This is a genomic window from Steroidobacter sp. (assembly GCF_036402275.1).
Lineage (GTDB): Bacteria > Pseudomonadota > Gammaproteobacteria > Steroidobacterales > Steroidobacteraceae > Steroidobacter.
This window is the reverse complement of sequence record NZ_DASWTF010000037.1, coordinates 46,904-63,571: the sequence shown is the minus strand read 5'-3', so window position 1 is coordinate 63,571 and position 16,668 is coordinate 46,904. Positions and strand designations below refer to the sequence as shown.

16 protein-coding genes are annotated in these 16,668 nt (G+C 62.8%); 4 read left to right on the top strand and 12 right to left on the bottom strand.

The window, feature by feature from the left end; all coding sequences use genetic code 11:
* Positions 1-5: 5 nt before the first annotated feature.
* The 7 genes from VGD45_RS23790 to VGD45_RS23760 form a co-directional block, all read right to left on the bottom strand.
* Complete coding sequence (locus VGD45_RS23790) at positions 6-1,085, bottom strand: DUF1615 domain-containing protein (RefSeq protein WP_331157860.1); 1,080 nt, start codon at positions 1,083-1,085, stop codon at positions 6-8.
* Between the two features lie 82 nt (positions 1,086-1,167).
* Positions 1,168-2,109: a DUF4892 domain-containing protein gene (locus tag VGD45_RS23785; RefSeq protein ID WP_331157859.1), complete on the bottom strand. Its 942-nt coding sequence runs from the start codon at positions 2,107-2,109 to the stop codon at positions 1,168-1,170.
* A gap of 13 nt (positions 2,110-2,122) precedes the next feature.
* Complete coding sequence (locus tag VGD45_RS23780; RefSeq protein WP_331157858.1) at positions 2,123-3,295, bottom strand: hypothetical protein; 1,173 nt, start codon at positions 3,293-3,295, stop codon at positions 2,123-2,125.
* A 263-nt stretch (positions 3,296-3,558) separates the two neighbouring features.
* Positions 3,559-6,756 (bottom strand): BTAD domain-containing putative transcriptional regulator, encoded by a 3,198-nt coding sequence (locus tag VGD45_RS23775; RefSeq protein WP_331157857.1) that lies wholly within the window; start codon positions 6,754-6,756, stop codon positions 3,559-3,561.
* A 2-nt stretch (positions 6,757-6,758) separates the two neighbouring features.
* Positions 6,759-7,184, bottom strand: a complete 426-nt coding sequence (locus VGD45_RS23770) for a VOC family protein (RefSeq protein WP_331157856.1) — start codon at positions 7,182-7,184, stop codon at positions 6,759-6,761.
* 27 nt (positions 7,185-7,211) lie between these two features.
* Positions 7,212-8,042, bottom strand: a complete 831-nt coding sequence (locus VGD45_RS23765) for a DUF4824 family protein (RefSeq protein WP_331157855.1) — start codon at positions 8,040-8,042, stop codon at positions 7,212-7,214.
* Positions 8,039-9,112: a DUF2157 domain-containing protein gene (locus VGD45_RS23760; protein ID WP_331157854.1), complete on the bottom strand. Its 1,074-nt coding sequence runs from the start codon at positions 9,110-9,112 to the stop codon at positions 8,039-8,041. The genes VGD45_RS23765 and VGD45_RS23760 overlap by 4 nt, the downstream gene beginning before the upstream one ends.
* Before the next feature lie 474 nt (positions 9,113-9,586).
* On the opposite strand from VGD45_RS23760, the gene VGD45_RS23755 reads away from it, so the two are divergent.
* Both VGD45_RS23755 and VGD45_RS23750 read left to right on the top strand, forming a co-directional pair.
* Positions 9,587-9,931: a hypothetical protein gene (locus tag VGD45_RS23755; RefSeq protein ID WP_331157853.1), complete on the top strand. Its 345-nt coding sequence runs from the start codon at positions 9,587-9,589 to the stop codon at positions 9,929-9,931.
* 15 nt (positions 9,932-9,946) lie between these two features.
* Positions 9,947-10,873, top strand: a complete 927-nt coding sequence (locus tag VGD45_RS23750; RefSeq protein ID WP_331157852.1) for a DMT family transporter — start codon at positions 9,947-9,949, stop codon at positions 10,871-10,873.
* 4 nt (positions 10,874-10,877) lie between these two features.
* Here the strand turns inward: VGD45_RS23750 and VGD45_RS23745 are convergent, their stop codons facing one another.
* Both VGD45_RS23745 and VGD45_RS23740 read right to left on the bottom strand, forming a co-directional pair.
* A complete protein-coding gene (locus VGD45_RS23745; protein ID WP_331157851.1) occupies positions 10,878-11,516 on the bottom strand; it encodes a hemerythrin domain-containing protein in 639 nt (212 codons plus the stop codon).
* A gap of 96 nt (positions 11,517-11,612) precedes the next feature.
* Positions 11,613-12,095 carry a nuclear transport factor 2 family protein gene (locus VGD45_RS23740; RefSeq protein WP_331157850.1) on the bottom strand — a complete coding sequence of 161 codons (483 nt, stop codon included), beginning with the start codon at positions 12,093-12,095 and terminating at the stop codon, positions 11,613-11,615.
* A gap of 165 nt (positions 12,096-12,260) precedes the next feature.
* On the opposite strand from VGD45_RS23740, the gene VGD45_RS23735 reads away from it, so the two are divergent.
* Positions 12,261-12,677 (top strand): DUF3597 domain-containing protein, encoded by a 417-nt coding sequence (locus tag VGD45_RS23735; RefSeq protein ID WP_331157849.1) that lies wholly within the window; start codon positions 12,261-12,263, stop codon positions 12,675-12,677.
* Positions 12,678-12,686: 9 nt separating this feature from the next.
* Here the strand turns inward: VGD45_RS23735 and VGD45_RS23730 are convergent, their stop codons facing one another.
* Positions 12,687-14,336, bottom strand: a complete 1,650-nt coding sequence (locus tag VGD45_RS23730; RefSeq protein ID WP_331157848.1) for a methyl-accepting chemotaxis protein — start codon at positions 14,334-14,336, stop codon at positions 12,687-12,689.
* Between the two features lie 88 nt (positions 14,337-14,424).
* On the bottom strand, positions 14,425-15,384 hold the full coding sequence (locus VGD45_RS23725; RefSeq protein ID WP_331157847.1) for a GlxA family transcriptional regulator: 960 nt from the start codon (positions 15,382-15,384) through the stop codon (positions 14,425-14,427).
* A 116-nt stretch (positions 15,385-15,500) separates the two neighbouring features.
* Here VGD45_RS23725 and VGD45_RS23720 point away from each other — a divergent pair, with 116 nt between their 5' ends.
* The gene (locus VGD45_RS23720; RefSeq protein ID WP_331157846.1) at positions 15,501-16,139 is read left to right on the top strand and encodes an HD domain-containing protein; all 639 of its coding nucleotides are present in this window, start codon (positions 15,501-15,503) and stop codon (positions 16,137-16,139) included.
* A gap of 12 nt (positions 16,140-16,151) precedes the next feature.
* On the opposite strand, the gene VGD45_RS23715 is transcribed toward VGD45_RS23720, so the two are convergent.
* Positions 16,152-16,583: a response regulator transcription factor gene (locus tag VGD45_RS23715; protein ID WP_331157845.1), complete on the bottom strand. Its 432-nt coding sequence runs from the start codon at positions 16,581-16,583 to the stop codon at positions 16,152-16,154.
* Positions 16,584-16,668: the final 85 nt, after the last annotated feature.

Sequence of the window (16,668 nt, the reverse complement as noted above, 5' to 3'; positions counted from 1 at the left end):
TAGGCTCATTTCTGTTGCCGGGCCAAGCATCGGTCGTAGCGCTGGTCGACGCGCTTGGCGAACCATTCGGTGGTGAGCTTGCGCGTGATCTTCGGACTTTCCAGCCTGATGTTGGGCACCACCGCGAGCGGCACAGGGCGCTTGAGTCGTTTGTCGGCGAGGGCGAAAACACGTTCGAAAACCGCGCTCTGTCCGAACGCCTCCTCGCGACCCAAGCTCAGATCCCGCCGGATCTCGCGCTCGCTCAGATCGAGCTCGCTACCGAGGCTGCGCACGGCGAGCTCCGTCTTGCTCGCTTGATCCGAGCCGTGAATGATCAGATCGCCATCCAGCGCCAACGAAGTTTTCGTCAGCTTGCTCACGGCGCTCTGAAAGGCGGCATTGCGACTGGCGTAATGGCCCGCGTTGAAGTCGGCGAAACGGAACAGCATGTCGGGATAGTCCACCGGATAGTCGAGCAGGTGCGCGATACCGAAGTACATGCCGCCGCGCCGGGTGAACACTTCGTCGCGCACGCTGCCAGGCATCGGGTACGGATACCGTTTGTCGCGAGCATGCTCTTCGGCATAAGCGATGCTCACCTGCATGGGGCCGCCGGTGCGGACGGGATTGAAGCTGCCGAACAAGCGTTCGCCGAGCGGCACCATGCCGATGAAGTCGGCGAACAGGTCATTCAACTCCTGCTCGGTCTTAACCTTCTCCAGCCGCTCGCGATAGGTCTTCCCATTCGGCGATTCCACGCCCAGCGCCGTGTTCACCATGAACTGAGGGATCTTGTATCGGGATGCTCTGGCATCGATCTCGCGGCGAGCGATGGCCGGCAGCCCCGGCACCGTAGGGTTGACCTGGTACGTGGACTCCTGCTCGGTCACGGCGAGGACCGCGCAAATGTTCTCCGGCGTCGGCCGAATCGACAGCGCCTCGAACGCGGCGAAGATGTCGATGGCCCAGCCCTCCCGATTCTTGGTCGCCGCCGGAATGCGCTTTGCAATCTCCGCCCGCGCTACATCGGGATCGATGGGCGGCTCACGCACTTGCGGAGCTGAACAAGCAGCGAGACAGGCGGCGCATAGGAGCGCGGCCATTTTTCCAAACCAGAGCAAATTTTCAGGGGGGCGGCGGTGGCTATCCGTCATTGCGCTACGTTAGCACGAGCGCGCCTCATTCCTACCAAGCCACGAGCTCCACGCGCCGGTTCTTGGCGCGCCCGTCCTCAGCGGTGTTTGAAGCGACCGGCGAGGCATAACCGACGCCCCATGGTTTGAGGCGCGATGTATCTACGCCATGCGCCGATACGAGCGCCTGCACGACCGACTGCGCGCGTCGACGTGACAAATCGATGTTGTAATCGAAGGCGCCCGCCGTATCCGTGTGGCCGACGACGAGCACTTTCAATGCCGCGTCCTGCTTCATCAGCTTTGCGATCTCGACCAGAGCGGCCTGCGATTCGGGTTTCACATCGGCCTTGCCCGAATCGAAATAGATGCCGTACAGCGCGACGCGCCCGGTCGCCTCGATCTCGCGAGCCATGGCGCCCGCGTCCACCACGACCTGTCCGGTCTGCATGGGTTTGACTTCGATCACATCGAGCAGTGTGAACACGCGATTCTTGTTCGCGCCACCGACGCCATAAGCTGCCGTCGTATAGACGGACACGTACACGTCCCCCGACGGGCGTGACAATCGTGCTCCGAGATATTTCTGATCCTTGCCGCTGAAGTGCATGATGCTCGGCGGATTGAGCGCGTAGCTGAAATCATTGCCGCACGCCTGGTTCTCGCATTGATACACGGATGTGAACCCGCCGCCCTGCAGCGACTGCTGGTAGTTTCGGAACACCTCGAGCGCGCTGCGCCCGTCCGGCGCACGATACTGAATGCGCGTGATCCGGCCTTCGAGCGGCTGCGACGCGGACGCGCCGCTGCGACGATCGCGCACCGGCCCGGTGGGCAAGGTGAAACTGTCGAAATCCTTCGTTTCGTACTTCAGGATCTCCGATCCGGCATAGCGCGACACGATCGGATGGTCCTTGGACCCGGGAACGTCGGATGCGTGCGCGCCGAGTGTCAGCATCACGCCAGCCAGCAGAGCCAAACGCAGATGTTTCATATGAGTTTCGATATCAGTGGACGATGAACAGCGGATCCTGCTGCAACGTCAGCACATAGCCGTTGGTCCCGTCGGAGGCGCTGGTTGGCGTAGCCACGTTCACATTGCCACCGTTCCCACCTGCGCCACCGCTACCACCGCCGCCTCCGCCGCCCACACGGGCGAACGTACTGCTCACCGGCCCAGCTACCACTCCAGCTGCGCCGCCCGTGACATCGACGGTTCCCGAATCTGCCACTGAGGGCGCGGCGAGCACGACTATGCCGCCACCACCGCCCCCGCAGGCGCCGGCGGTCCCGTTCGAGGCAAATCCATCGCCGCCGCGCGCCGATATTTCACCCGAATTGGCGATCGAAGTTCGCGAAGCGAGGATCACGATGCCACCGCCGCCGCCGCCCGCGCCGCCCGCGGCATCCGCATCGATGATGCCGCTGTTCGACAGCGCGCCGTTGACCAGAACTCGCAACAGCCCGCCCCCCGATCCGCCGGTTCCGTTGGAGTTGCCACTGCCTGCGCCGCCTCCGATTCGCAAGCCTGACAGATTGCCGAGGATGTATGGTTTGGCCGCCGCGAATGCGCCGGAGGCGCCGAGCAAGGTTGCCGTAAACGTACCGTCGGCATCGACTGCAGGCATGCTGGGTACATGCACCATATCGCCCGGCTGCGGCGAGTGCATGGCGGGGGTGGTGACCCCCGCCGCGATCAAGTTGATCAGCCCTCCCCTCGTGCCGACCTGGACCAGGATCGAGCCGTTGTTAGTAAACGTGCCGGCACAACGCAAGGTCGTCCCGGCGCTCACGACCAAGGTGGCGCCATTCTGGATGGTGCAGTTGTTGAAGCTCAGATTGGTGGGAGCGGTGACCGACGTCCAATCCACGACGCCCGAGACGACGAGATCGCCCGCACTGCCGTCGCCATACATGAGCTGTCCGACGACGTCGCCGCCCGTGTTTTCGAGCTCGGTGACACGACCTTCGAGAGCCGTGGCCCCACTCTGCAACGTGCCGATACGTGCATGGTTGTCATCCACCGCAGTTTTCACCGCGTTGAAGTTGCCGTTGACTTCGGCAGCTCGCGCGGGCGTGCCCGCGGTGAAGTTGACGAGGCCAATCACTTCGCTGGCAGCCGCCGATTGCAATCCCAGCAGACATGAAATGAGTGATGCGAGAGCGGTTGCGCGCTTCATGAGTTATGTTCCTTTCGAGCCAGAGGTCACGCCCAGTTATTCGAATCCCACACGAGAGTGTCCCAGTGGGTACGGTTGACCGGTGGGTCAGGAGGCGGGTTACTCGTTCTGGAGCCGCCACCGCCGCCTCCGCAGGCGGACAAGCCGATCGACACGGCTCCCAGTAGAACGAGGCGCAAACGCAGGGGCCACGACATACAGACACTCCCATCGCCGGTCGGGCAATGGGCGCGAAGACTAAGAGCGCGCTGCTTACCGATGACTTACAGATCGACCGAACGGCGCAGACGTTCGTGTAGCTCGCGAGATTGTGTGGACGGCTTCACACCGAGCTGCGAGCTCAGCACGCCGCGCAGTCGCTCGAAGGTCGCGAGGGCCTCGCCATGTCGATCGAGCTGCTCGTAACAGAGCATGACTCGGACATAGAGCGCTTCCGCCAACGGATCCGCTTCGATGCCGCGGCGGTAGCAATCGAGCGCGTCCTGCCACTTGCCATTGCCTTCATGGATCCGCCCGAGTTGCTCCACGCCCCGTAGAAACATGGAGCGCAGCCGCTCTCGCATCGGCGCGACCCAAGGCGCGGCCTCCCTGCCGAGGAAGGGACCGGTATATAGACAGAGTGTTGTTTGCAGCGACGACGCCGCTGCGTCCCCGGTTCGAGCGAACTCACGCTCGAAGGCCCACCCATCCACCCACACCTGCTGCGCATTGAGGGTGATGCGCCCGCCTTCGACGAGCACCGCCTGCTCGGACCCGAGCAGTTTGCGAAGTCGATGCAGCGTCGTGTCGAACACTCGATGAGCCGCGTCGCCATCGCTCTCGGGCCAGAGCAACTCGGTGAGTTGTTCTTCAGGCACGCCCCGACCGCCGAGTGCAACCAGAGCGCGCAACAGTTCCAGCGGTTTCTTCTGCGTCTTCGCCCCGAAACGGACTGGCTCATCGTGCACGCGAAGCTCGAACGCGCCCAGCGTCTGGATCCTCACTGGCCAAGGCCACGCCTGCAGGGCCGTCTGATTCGCCGGCGGCGTCAATGCTCCGGCCCGAATGATCGCGCGTACGGTCGTGACCTGAATGTCGTGCTCCAACGCGATCGAGCACAGCTCGGACAGCCAGCGCGGATCCGCCGCGACGAACGACTTGAAGCCGTGCCTCTGCGCCAGCGACAGCGCGCGGCGCAGATGCTTCAGGCACGACGTGTTATCTCGTTTACGCCATGCCGACCATGCGTAACTCAAAGAACATTCGCACTCGAACAGATGACTGCGAATCGCCCGTGCCAGCGGCAATATGTCATCGAGCAGTGTCTGCGCCTCGTCGTCACGCCCGGCTTGCGCCAGCACTCGCACCAGACTCAAGCTGCACACGACGATCGCGAACGGCACCTTGCATTCTTGAGCCAGTCGCACGGCGTGCCGACCGCGCGCTTCGGCTTCTTGCAATCTTCCGCTGAGCAATTCGACAAAGCTCGCTAGATAGGACCAGAGCGCTTCTTCCAAGTGCATGCCTGGCGCTATCAAGCCGCGATATCGCTCGAGGGCGACGCGAGCAGCGTCGAGATCCGCTGAGTGAGCGCAGGCGTAAACCAATCCGGCGCAGATCGCCCGATCCAGCACGTGTACGCCGCTCGACGCGGCAAATGCAGCCGCCTCCTCCGCGACCGCCCGTGCACTGGCTGCTTCACCGTACAACAGCGCGCTGCGCGACTGCATGCTCAGAATATTCAGCCGCGCAAATGGCGAGGCCGTATCGCTGCGGGCGAGACTTCGTGCCGCCTCCATCAGCGTCTCGAATCTCGCCAACTCTCCGACCCAGGGATAGTAAAGAGCGAGCGATGCCAGCGTCATGATGCGCAGACTGGGATCCTCGCCCTGCCGAGCCAAACGCTCAGCCCGCGCCACCCACTTACCGATCGCATCCCATTCCGGAGCGGCGAACACATGCGCGGTGAAGATGGCGTAAGTCGCGCGCTCTTCGACGGCGCGCGATGGGAACTTCGGGAAGTCACGTCTGAGCGCGTCGAACTCCACGATCCATCGTCGCAGCTGCGCGAACTCGCCCCAAAGAAATACAAAGGAGTCGACAACGCCGGCCCACGCAAGATAGCTGCCCTGCGCATCTTCGCCTTTACGAAACGTGCGGAAAGCCGATTCGAAACAAACGCGCGCTGCCATCAGGTCGCGAATGAGCAGACAGACGCCTTTCCAATACTGCAGCCACGGCTCCTTCGCGAGCCGCGAGTCTGGCAGCTGCGCGATGGCACTTTCCAATGCGCCTAGACGACCGGTGGCGGCGAGAGCAGGCGCTTGTTTCAGAATCAACCGTACGACAGCATCGATGTCTCCGGCTTCCAGGTACAGCCACTGCGCATGATCCAGCTGGCCGATGTCTTCGAGAATCGCCGCCGCTGCACTCGAATGCCTGGCCCGCTCGACGTGAGTCCAGCTCCGTGCGCCCTGCTCCCGCAGAAACTCGCGAAACAACGGATGATATTGATAGGTGGACTGGGGCTGACTGTGGCGCTCGGTGAAGTGATGCTGGCTGATCAGGTCTTCGAGAAGCTCGCGAGCCAGTGGCTGTCCGGTCAGACGTTCGGCCATCTGCTCCGTGAATGCAGGAAACAAAGCGGTCAGCAGCAGAAATTCCCGGACCGCCGGCGGACGACGCGCCAGGATCTCGGATGCGAAATAATCGAACAGCGGCTGCGCGCTCGACCAATCGAGCTTACCGTCGTTGCTGCTCTGGTCGGTCCGCGCGCCGCCGAGCAACAGAATCAAGCCGGCCACCCAGCCGTCGCACTGACGATGCAAGCGGGCGACGTTAGCGACGCTACGAAGCGCGGTCTCGCGCGTCATCAATCGCACCAACGCGCGGGATTCTTCCTCTCGCAGCTTGAGTGCATCCCAATCCAGGCATGCCAGACGCCCATTCAACCGCATGCGCGCGAGGCTATTGGGCGGATCGCTGCGACTGATGAAAATCAGCGGCACGAGACCGGACAGTTCTTCCAGGCAGATCCGCAATACCTGATGGAACGGCTCGGCGGCGCCGGCGTCTTGAACGTCGTCGAAGACGATGGCGGTGGCGGAGGCCAAACGTCGGCCGACCTCGCGGAAGAACGAGCGTGCAAATGTTTCGACGTCGGCGAGGTATTCCGGCGTGAGCTGCGGCAGCGGACGGCGGTGACGCGGCGAGGCGTGACGAACGGCCAGGGCAAGATGATGAAAAAAGCTCGGTAGATCCGCGTCGCCCGCATCCACCTGGTACCACAGGCTGCGCAGCCGGCGCTGCTCGAGATAGCAGGCCACGAGCGTGGTCTTGCCCGATCCACCAGGCGCCGCCAGCCAGATGGCGGCACGACGCCGCAGCCGGTCGAGCTCTTTCATGAGCCGGCGTCGCGGGTACACGCCTTCCGAAGCCGGCGGCGTGAACTTCACCAGCATGGCGTCCCGGCCGGCGCTCATGGTCACTTGGCGAAGAGCTGACCGATGTCTTTGAAGGCCTTGAACTCCAGGGCGTTACCGCAGGGGTCGAACAGGAACATGGTGGCCTGCTCGCCGACCTGGCCCTTGAACCGAATGTGCGGCTCGATGACGAACTTCACGCCGAACGATCTGAGCCGCTCGGCCAGCGCTTCCCATTGCGCCCACTCGAGCACCACACCGAAGTGCGGTACCGGCACGTCATGCCCGTCGACTGGATTGGTATGCGCCTGTTCCTGCGAGGCGGTCCTGGGATGCTCGTGGATGACCAGTTGATGCCCGAAGAAATCGAAATCCACCCATTGGGTGCTGGACCGGCCTTCGGCCAGGCCGAACACCTCGCCGTAAAAACGTCGGGCGGCCGGCAGGTCGTGCACTGGAATGGCGAGATGAAACGGTGAAAGGCTCATGGGCTGCTCTATCGAATCCGAAGGCCGCTAGTTCAACAGCTTCAGGTCGACAATCCAAGGCTCGAAGCGTCGGCCGAAGTTGACCGTCGCGGCGAAGCGCGGCTCTCTCTTCTGGTAGTAACCCTCGGGCTCCAGGAAGGGCTCGACGATTTCGCGATACTCATACGGCACGCGGATCGCGTTTACGTCGATTTCATCGACCGCCGCAATCAGCCGCTCCGGCGTTCCCTGGACATAGACGTTGAGCCGGCCGCGAGCCAGCACGTAGTGCTGCCGATCCGGATATCGCGCCCGAAGCGCATCTTCGTCGAGGCCGGCATCGACAACGAACAAGCGCGAGTTCGTTCGCTCTTCGTCATCCAGCCGCTCCCGTGCGGCGCTCAGCTCTTTCTCGCACTCTTGATTGCCGGGATTGATCTGTGCGCACCTCTCCGCCTTCGTCACCGCCTTGCGAGCCCGATCGAGGGACGCCTGGTAGGTGGGACCGTCGTGTTCCAGCACCAGCCACGCACTCCTGGACGGTTGTCTGGACAGACGCTGCGCTTCCTCGTCGTTTTTCAGATTGCCCGAAATTTCGAAGCCAAGCTCCTGCAACTGCGCCGGTTGTAACCAGTGCAGTCCTCGATACCAGGATTCGTCCGAGGCGACGCGCCAGCTGAGATGAAGATCGATACTGCTGTTCTCGTTCGCCGGCCAACTCCAGTTCCGGAGCCCCAACTCGCGCTCGGAGAGCTGGAGCACGGCCTCGGGCTCGCCGCTCCTGTTGTAGGCCACGCCGGCGAGCACGACGGCGTTCGTAACAACGATCAGCGCCACTCCAACGAGCAACGCCCGTGTGCGCGACCATTGAAACTTCACTGGGCACCTCCGGCGACCTGCGTGGCGGTCCGCAGCCGCTTCATGACCAGAATGAACAGAATGGCCGTGAGCGCGATGATCAGGAAGAACACGAACTTGGGCATGAGCTCCCACCACCAGTCGTAAAACTTGGTGTACAGGAAAATGACAAAGAACGTAGTGCCGGTGTTAACCGCTTCGGCGCGATCATGGCGCGCCCCGAGCCAGATGGCCGCGCCACTGACCACGAAGCCGAGGATCTGATACACATGCTCGATGGCTGTCGCCGAGAACGGCAGGTAACTGCCGCGCCCCCAATTGGCGAGCACGAGGATGGGCAGCAGCAGCGTGAGCAAGCCGAACACGCGATAGATGCTCGCGAAGCCGGTGAACCGCTCGTGAGCGATGAACACTGGAACCAGGAGCAGTAGCATGCCCGCTGGGAAGAAGTTTTCAGGGCGCTCGCCGAACTCTAGCCAATACATCCCGCTCCACGTCCCCGTGCGAGCCGCGATGAACGCGGTGATACATAGGATGCCGGCCGCGAGCAGCAGTCGCAGGTCGAACGTATATGCGAGCAGGAAAGCTAGCGCCGCCCAGACCACGAACGCCTTGTCCGAAGGCGTGATGTTGAACATCCCGCCGAGCAGCGACACATTCAGCACGAAGCACGCGAAGGCCACCATCGCCACCAGCTTCGCGAAGTAGCCGCTGTTGTCGCGCTGGCCGACCCAGAACGTCGCCAGCAACGAGCCCAGCGACGCAACGATCAACAGAGTGACCTGCAGCGGGGCGGGAATCAGGCCCCAATACTGGTTGAACAAAAAGAACACACTGGCCGCCAAAGCCAACGCGCCGAGAAACGAAGCGATGCGCATACCGAGAGAGAGCTGCTTGGCCTGACGATCGCGATCGATGTCGAACGCCTGCGCAAAGCCGGCCAGCAGGCCATCGTGATGCCCGGCGACCGCCGCCTGCTGCTCGCTCGAAAGCGCGAGGACGCCGGCCGCTTCCAGCCTCTCGAGTTCCTCCCGAAACACGCGAATCTGATCGGCGCGCAGCTGGGCTTCCGCCTTGGAAAGATGACTCATTGGAATCCATTCGGGATTGCGTGCCGGCAGACTAAACCCGGCCGCGCCACCGTGCAATTTGTGCCTGCGTGCTCCGCTGAGGCCAGAAGACCCCAAACCCCCTCCCGTGCACGGGAGGGGGAAGTGGTTTTTGATGTTTGTGCTCGCCTGCGGCGAGCAAGCGCCAGTCCAGAAGCTCGCTGCGGCGAGCTGGCCGGAATATTCCACGCACGTTGAAGGCGACGTTCGAGGTGACCTCCCTTCTTCCGGCATTGTCGAGAAAGAGGGACCTTTTCGGCAAAGTGCGCCCAGGGACGGGACCCGGCGGCACGCGCGATAGCGCGGGCAAGGGGGTGCACGGTGCCGGAAGGAGGGAGGTCACTTCGGACGGCGCCCGCCACCGACGCCTCTTCTTCTGAAAAGGTCAGAGGTGGGTCTTCCGGTTGGAAGACTTATGTCAACGCCAGTAGCATGCCGGCCCACGCACTCAAAACGATGGAACTGCCGATGGGCCATGTCGTCGAGCTGAATGACACGTTGAAACTCAAGCGGGGCGCCGGATTCCCGGAGAACCTGCGCGTCGGCGGCGTCTATGACTTTTCGATCGCCGGCCGGCGGCTGTACAACCTCAAGCCGACGCGCGTGTTCCTGGTCGAGGAGATCGACGGCAAATGGAACATGGTCGGCCACGCGATGATCCTCCGGCAGACCATCGACGCGGTGGCCGAGCGCACCACCGGGCAGTTCGAAGTGTCGCAGCTGTACCCGCCCGAATACGTCCGGCTCGTCAATCGCTTTGACACGCCGGCGGGCAAAGGGTATGACGTGCCGCCCCTCTAACGTTATCTGCGTCGCTTGAGTCCCTCAGCCTCCTCTTCCCACCGCCCGATCCTCGGCATCGCTTTCAAACTCGCCTCGGTCGTGCTGTTCGCCGGCATGACCTTGTGCGTGAAGATGCTCGGCCACGACGTGCCCACCGGGCAGACCATTTTCGTTCGCGGCCTGATTTCCATGCTGGTCATGGCGTTGATCGCCTGGCAGACCGGCCAGCCGCAGCTACTCAAGACCAGCAACTGGCGCTCGCATGCGCTGCGCTCGTTGTCCGGGACGGTCAGCATGTTCTGCCTGTTCGTGGGCGTCACCATGATTCCCCTGGCCGACGCCACGGCGATCTCGTTCACCGCGCCCATGTTCCTGACCGTGCTCGCCATGGTGTTTCTCGGCGAGCGCATTCACCGCTTTCGTTGGACCGCGCTCGGCATCGGCTTCATCGGCGTGATGATCATGATCGGTCCGCACCTCACGTTGGGCGCGGGCAGCTCATCGGATCAACAAATCGGCGCCTTGATCGCCTTGAGCGCCGCGCTGTTCTCGGCCATCGCGATGACGTTCCTGCGCAAGATGAGCGTGGGTGAGCACGCCGTCACGATCACGTTTTACTTCTCGCTGACGTTTACCGTCTGTTCCGCCCTGACCGCCCTGTTCGGTTGGGTCATTCCGACCTCGACGCAATGGCTGTTGATCGTCCTGGCCGGTCTGTTCGGCGTGTTCGGTCAGCTGCTGATGACTTACTCGTATCGTTACGCGGAAGCGTCCACGATCGCGCCGCTCGACTACAGCAACATGGTGATGGCCATCATCCTGGGCTATTTATTCTTCGACGAAGTACCGTCGCTATCGGTATGGATCGGGGCGCCGCTGGTCGTCGGCGCCGGCCTGATCATTCTGTGGCGCGAGTACTTATTGAAGAAGCGACTGAGCTCGGCGATCCCGGAGACTTGATCTCTCACCTTCCGGGCCGCGACCAGCGCGACGCTCCACGCCCGCCCTTCTGTCGTGCGAACGCAATCGCGCCCAGCGCGAGAACGCCCGCAGTAAGTAAGGTCGCTCCGGCGGCAGCGCCCACCGGAAACGAACGCACTGTGTTGGCCGCGAACTCGCCTGCATAAGGTCTCATCAACTCGACGCGACGCCGAGTCATCTCCATGCCCAACTCGGCCAAACGGTCGCCGAGCAGACGCTCCGCTGCCGGTAGCAGCTTCGTCTCCTCATCCGCCACGTGATGAATGACCAGCCGCATCAGCGCGAAGAACTTCTCGTCGCACGAGGCATCGATGACAGCGCCTTCGCCGCTGGTCATCGCGCGCAACTCGTCGATGATCTTGCGCATCTCCTGGTGCTCCGGCTCACTCTTTTCCAGCACCTCGTCGCCGCTCAGCACGTTGCGCATCGCCGGGTAGAAAATCTCCTCTTCCAGTTGCGCATGCACCTGGATCGCCAGGCACGCATTCCGCACCAGCGCGCGCTTCCTGTTGGGCGGGGTGTCGGCCTTGTAGCGATGGAACAGCGCGAGCACGTGCGAATGATCGATCCGAATCATGGTCGTGATGTTCGGACTGATGCGAGTGGCGACGCTGGTGTTCATGACGCTCTCCGGCAATTTACGTGGCAGCCGCAGGTGCAACGACGGACGCTTCCGGTTGTTCCGCTCGTCGGACGCGGCTGCCACGCTGCCGGTCAATCAAGGCGGCAATAACGTGCCTGTATCGGCGACGGCGAGCCACTTGCCGCGGTGATAGGTGTAGGTGACGCCGGTGAGCGCGCGCTGGTGGTAGCCCACCGAGGGAATGTCGTACGTCGTTTCGTACAGGATGAACGCGGACTTGCATCCGTCGACGACGCGGTACTTCTCCGTCCAGGCCCACACGGCTTCGCGATTCTCGAAGTGCGAGCGCAATGCTTCCATGACAGCGTCGATCCCGTAACGCACCGCGCCGCTCGCGAACACCGTGACAGCGTCCGGATGATGTCCATCTCTGAACGTCTGCGCGTCGTAATCGCGAAACGACTCCATGTCGATTCGTTGCGCCCGCTCGAATTGTCTCGCGCAACCTGCCGCCACGGCCGGCGCATCCAGTTGCTCAGCCGTAGTGGCGTCGCCCATCGCGCCCGCGCTGACGCTGGCCGCGAGAACCCCCATCAATAAACTCTTGCTGGTTTGCATGCTGTACTCCTGTCCAGACCCGGACGATGTTGTACGGCATCGGACCCGACCGGCTCGCACACAAGCCGCTGCTCATCGATACGATCGGCTGACTTTTCGGAACATCACGATGCGCCTGCCGTTTGATTGCATCGACGTTCGATGGCATCGACCGGGAGCACATTCATGAGCATTTTCTCTCGCATCAAAGACGCGATTCTCGGCAACAAAGCCAAGGCCGCGCCGGCGCCTTCGTCGGCTCCCGCCTCGAAACCCGCAGCGACGGCAGCGCCGAAGCCGACGTCCACCGCCTCCTCTTCAACGCCGGCCACCGCCCCCGCCGCGGCAGTGGATGTAGAAGCCGTGTTGCAACAGATGGCGGCGAACCAGAAGCAGCAACTGAACTGGCGCACCTCGATCGTCGATCTCATGAAGCTCGTCGGCCTGGATCCGAGCCTGGAGAACCGGAAGGAACTGGCCCGCGAGCTGGGTTACAAGGGCGATACCAACGATTCCGCCGCCATGAATATCTGGCTGCACAAGCAGGTCATGACTCAGCTGGCGGCGCACGGCGGCAAGGTGCCGCCGGAGCTCAAGGACTGATCTTTGAGATCACGCGGCTCGGCTGAACCTGGGAGCCGCCTTACCTTCGACGCGCGGGGACGATGCTCTCGCCGGTGTTCGCTCGCTCTTGTCATGCGCGCCGTGCATCGAGAAGGCCGAGATGGCCGCGAGCATCTGCTGGGATTGAGCTTGCAGCTCTTGCGCAGCGCCGGTGAGCTCCTCCGCCATGCGTGCATCGTCCTGGGTCATCGAGTCCATCTGCGATACGGCGCTGTTGATCTGCTCGATGCCCTTGGCCTGCTCGCGGCTCGCGGTCTCGATTTCGGAGACGACTTCCGTCACTTTCTTGACCGACTCCACCACTTGTTTCATGGAGCTTTCGGCCTCGCCGGCGAGCTCGCCGCCACGAAGCACCGTCTGCTGAGACGCCTGGATGAGCTCGCGAATCTCGCGAGCAGAGCTCGCCGAGCGTTGGGCAAGCTGCCGAACTTCCTGAGCCACGACTGCAAAGCCGCGCCCCTGATCGCCCGCGCGCGCCGCTTCCACGGCCGCATTCAACGCCAGCAAGTTGGTTTGGAAGGCGATGCCGTCGATGATGCCGACGATTTCGCCGATGCGCTTCGAGGAATCCGAAATTGCATCCATCGTCGCCCGCACATCCGCGACGATGTCGCGACCACGCGTCGTTGCAACGGAAGACTCGCGGCCCAACTGCGCAGCTTGCACGGAGCTTTGGGTATTGCGCGTCACGGCCGCCGTGAGCTCTTCGATCGAGGCCGCTGTTTCCTCCAGGCTCGCGGCATGCTCGTTGGTTCGTCGGGACAGCTCTTCGTTGGCATCGACGACCTGGCCCACTCGCTGCCTCACCTGCTCCGCCGCGAGCAGATTGTCCTTCATCACACCGTCGAGTTTGACTCGCACCTGTTCCAAGGTCTCCGCGACCGCCACGACGCAAGAGACGCCTTCGGCTGGAATTCGAGTGGCCGTGTCACCGCTCAATAAACGGAACGTCGTGCGCTGCAGGCTCAACAATGGCTGCACGACCCTGGCTTGGATGTAGAGCATGTTCGCGGCCGCAATCGCCGCGCCGATGAGATTGAGCAGAGTGACAGGGCCGAAGCCGCTGCTGACATAGCTGATTCCCGCGGCGGTCACGAGTAGCGCGCTCAACGCGCCGACCACTATCCAGGTCCCTGTCCGCAGCGACATGTGAGCGAGCTTGCTATACCAACCCGCGATGGACGTATCGACGAGCCGGCCCTGCTGAACTCGAAGGCTTCCGGAGCGACCTTCGCGAATGGCCGCGTAAGCTCGCTCCGCGACTGTGACTTCGTCGCGCGTGGGCGTGGTTCGCACCGACATGTATCCGACGATGCGTCCCGTGGCGTCCATCATCGGCGTGACGTTCGCGCGCACCCAATAGAAGCCGCCGCTCTTGCGCCGATTCTTCACGATGCCCGTCCAGCTCTTGCCTTGCCGGATCGTGGCCCACAAGTCCGCGAACGCTTCCCTCGGCATATCGGGATGTCGGACCAGGTTCTGCGGCTGACCCAGGCATTCCTCGAGCGAAAATTCGCTGCTCGTCAGGAACGCCGGATTGGCGTAGGTGATGCGACTGTCCGTGTCGGTGTGCGTGATGATCACTTCCCCATCGGGAAGGACGTATTCCGCGTTCGTGACTGGCCCGTTGTTGCGCATCGTTATGGTTCCGAGGGGCGCCGCGTATTCCGCGGCAGTTCGCTAAAGTCCTCGGCACCCCAGGCCAAACCTGAAACAGGGGATTTACTTAAGCGTCTACGCGATGGAGGCGTCGGTACTCGGCCGGGGAGACCCCTACATGCCTCGCGAATGCTCGCCGCAACGTGTCGGCATTCGCAAATCCACAGAGCGCGGCAACTTGCTTCGGCGCAATACCGCCCTGCTCCAGCATGTCGCGAGCTGCAGAGATGCGCGCAGCCTCCACCCAACGCGCCGGCGTCATGCCCACCTCATGTCGAAACAGTCGTGAAAAGTGGCGACTACTCATTCCCATGCGTCGAGCGAGTCGCTCCACCGAGTGATCGGCCGCAGGTTCGGTTGCGATCCACCGCTGCACTTCCTGCAGCGCTGAGCGCCCGACCGGCGCGGCCTTGCCGGCGCGACTGAACTGCAGCTGACCTCCGGGCCGCCGAAAGAACATGACGAGCCTGGCCGCCACATCCATCGCCACCTCGCGCCCCAAATCCTCTTCGACCAGCGCCAATGCCAGATCGAGACCGGCGGTCACACCCGCGGCAGTACGCACCTTCCCGTCACGAACGTGGATGGCGTCGGCGTCGACAGTGAGCGAAGGGAAGCGTCGCGCCAGTTCGTCGGCGACTGCCCAATGCGTCGTGACTCTCTTCTTCTCCAGCAGCCCCGCTTCGGCCAGCACGAATGCACCGGTGCACACGGAGCCGTAACGCCGCGCCGATCGAGCTGCTTTCTTGAGCCACGTGATCGTTCGGTTATCCATTTCGAGCTGTGCCGCGTTGGGCCGCCCCGCGACCAGCACGGTGTGGAGCTGTTTGAGCTCGCCGCGCCCGATCAAATGGTCGGCGACGATGCGAGTACCCGACGAGCTTCGTATCTCACGCTCGGTACTCACCACCAGCAGCTCATAGACGTTCCGCCCCACGCGGAGATTTGCCTCGGCAAACACATCCAGCGGGCCCGAAACGTCGAGCAACTGCACGCCCGGCATCGCCAACATTGCAATTCGCTTCATCGAAATCACCCCAGGGCCGGCTCGAACCGTTCTGTCCGTTTTGGACGTATCGCGACAGTTTGAGCCTTAGAGCCGCGACTATACATTGAAAGCCCCGAACAGAAAGGAGTGAAGCAATGATCGAGATCGATGGTGTGGCAGCGCCTGACACCGCCATGGTGCGAGAGGCGACGGAACTGGTGCGCGACGTGGCCTCGCCGCTGTTGTTCAATCATTCGTCGCGCGTGTACTACTTCGCCGCCCTCGCCGGGCAGCGCCGCGGGCTGACGTTCGACCGCGAGCTGCTCTATGTCGGCGCGATGTTTCATGACCTCGGCCTGACCGCCAAGTACAGCAGCAAGAACGAGCGTTTCGAAGTCGACGGCGCCAACGCCGCGCGTGACTTTCTGCGCCAGCATGGCGTGGGCCAGCACGAGGTCGACACCGTGTGGACTTCCATCGCCTTGCACACGACACCGGGCATTCCCAACCACATGCATCCGGTGATCGCGCTGGTGACCGCAGGTGTGGAAATGGATGTGCTGGGGCTCGCGTACGAGACCTATTCAGATGCCGTGCGCGAACAGGTGGTTCGAGCGTATCCGCGCACGCCCAAGTTCAAGGAAGACATCATTCAGGCGTTTTACGACGGCATCAAGCACAAGCCCGAGACCACGTTCGGCAATGTGAAGGCCGATGTGCTCGCGGACAAAGATCCCCACTTTCATCGGGGCAATTTCTGCTCGGTGATTCGCGGCTCGCGCTGGAGCGGTTGAGAGCGCCCCAGCTCAGCCGCGAGCTTTGCTCCGCGCAACGAATTCGTTCGCGAGCACGGCGGCATCCAGGTAGGCCAACAGCTCGGCTTCAGAGGTTCTCTTACTCAGATAAGCGTCGGCGCCCGCACGCAGCCCTTCGCCCACGTCGAGCACGGTGTCCCGTGTGGAGAGCACTAATACGTAGACTCGTCTGGGATTCGCGGGATTGCGCAGATCGGCGCAGAGCGCGAGGCCGTCGCCATCGGCGAGTCTGCGATCCAGAATCGCGATGGGATGAAAAGTTTGCGCGACGGCCTGCCGCGCCGCCTGAATCGAATCGACCGCGGTGACCGTATATCCAGCGGGCTCGAGGATGGCCTTGACCCATTCCTGCACGAGCGGGTCATCTTCGACCAGCAGCACTTTTTTCTCAGCGTGCGCTGCAGACGGACCTGGAACTGCCATGAAGGCGCATTGTACATAGATCCGCGGTTCTGCCATCGTGACTAACCGGGACGGGCCACTGCGCGCCGGGCCATTGCGACACGGC

Excerpts from the sequence above, each read along its gene's own strand:
- VGD45_RS23755 (WP_331157853.1), top strand. The coding sequence starts at position 9,587 with ATGGAACTGCCGATGGGCCATGTCGTCGAGCTGAATGACACGTTGAAA.
- VGD45_RS23785 (WP_331157859.1), bottom strand. The coding sequence starts at position 2,109 with ATGAAACATCTGCGTTTGGCTCTGCTGGCTGGCGTGATGCTGACACTC.
- VGD45_RS23740 (WP_331157850.1), bottom strand. The coding sequence starts at position 12,095 with ATGCAAACCAGCAAGAGTTTATTGATGGGGGTTCTCGCGGCCAGCGTC.
- VGD45_RS23720 (WP_331157846.1), top strand. The coding sequence starts at position 15,501 with ATGATCGAGATCGATGGTGTGGCAGCGCCTGACACCGCCATGGTGCGA.
- VGD45_RS23760 (WP_331157854.1), bottom strand. The coding sequence starts at position 9,112 with ATGAGTCATCTTTCCAAGGCGGAAGCCCAGCTGCGCGCCGATCAGATT.
- VGD45_RS23775 (WP_331157857.1), bottom strand. The coding sequence starts at position 6,756 with ATGAGCGCCGGCCGGGACGCCATGCTGGTGAAGTTCACGCCGCCGGCT.
- VGD45_RS23770 (WP_331157856.1), bottom strand. The coding sequence starts at position 7,184 with ATGAGCCTTTCACCGTTTCATCTCGCCATTCCAGTGCACGACCTGCCG.
- VGD45_RS23745 (WP_331157851.1), bottom strand. The coding sequence starts at position 11,516 with ATGAACACCAGCGTCGCCACTCGCATCAGTCCGAACATCACGACCATG.
- VGD45_RS23735 (WP_331157849.1), top strand. The coding sequence starts at position 12,261 with ATGAGCATTTTCTCTCGCATCAAAGACGCGATTCTCGGCAACAAAGCC.
- VGD45_RS23730 (WP_331157848.1), bottom strand. The coding sequence starts at position 14,336 with ATGCGCAACAACGGGCCAGTCACGAACGCGGAATACGTCCTTCCCGAT.
- VGD45_RS23790 (WP_331157860.1), bottom strand. The coding sequence starts at position 1,085 with ATGGCCGCGCTCCTATGCGCCGCCTGTCTCGCTGCTTGTTCAGCTCCG.
- VGD45_RS23780 (WP_331157858.1), bottom strand. The coding sequence starts at position 3,295 with ATGAAGCGCGCAACCGCTCTCGCATCACTCATTTCATGTCTGCTGGGA.
- VGD45_RS23725 (WP_331157847.1), bottom strand. The coding sequence starts at position 15,384 with ATGAAGCGAATTGCAATGTTGGCGATGCCGGGCGTGCAGTTGCTCGAC.
- VGD45_RS23715 (WP_331157845.1), bottom strand. The coding sequence starts at position 16,583 with ATGGCAGTTCCAGGTCCGTCTGCAGCGCACGCTGAGAAAAAAGTGCTG.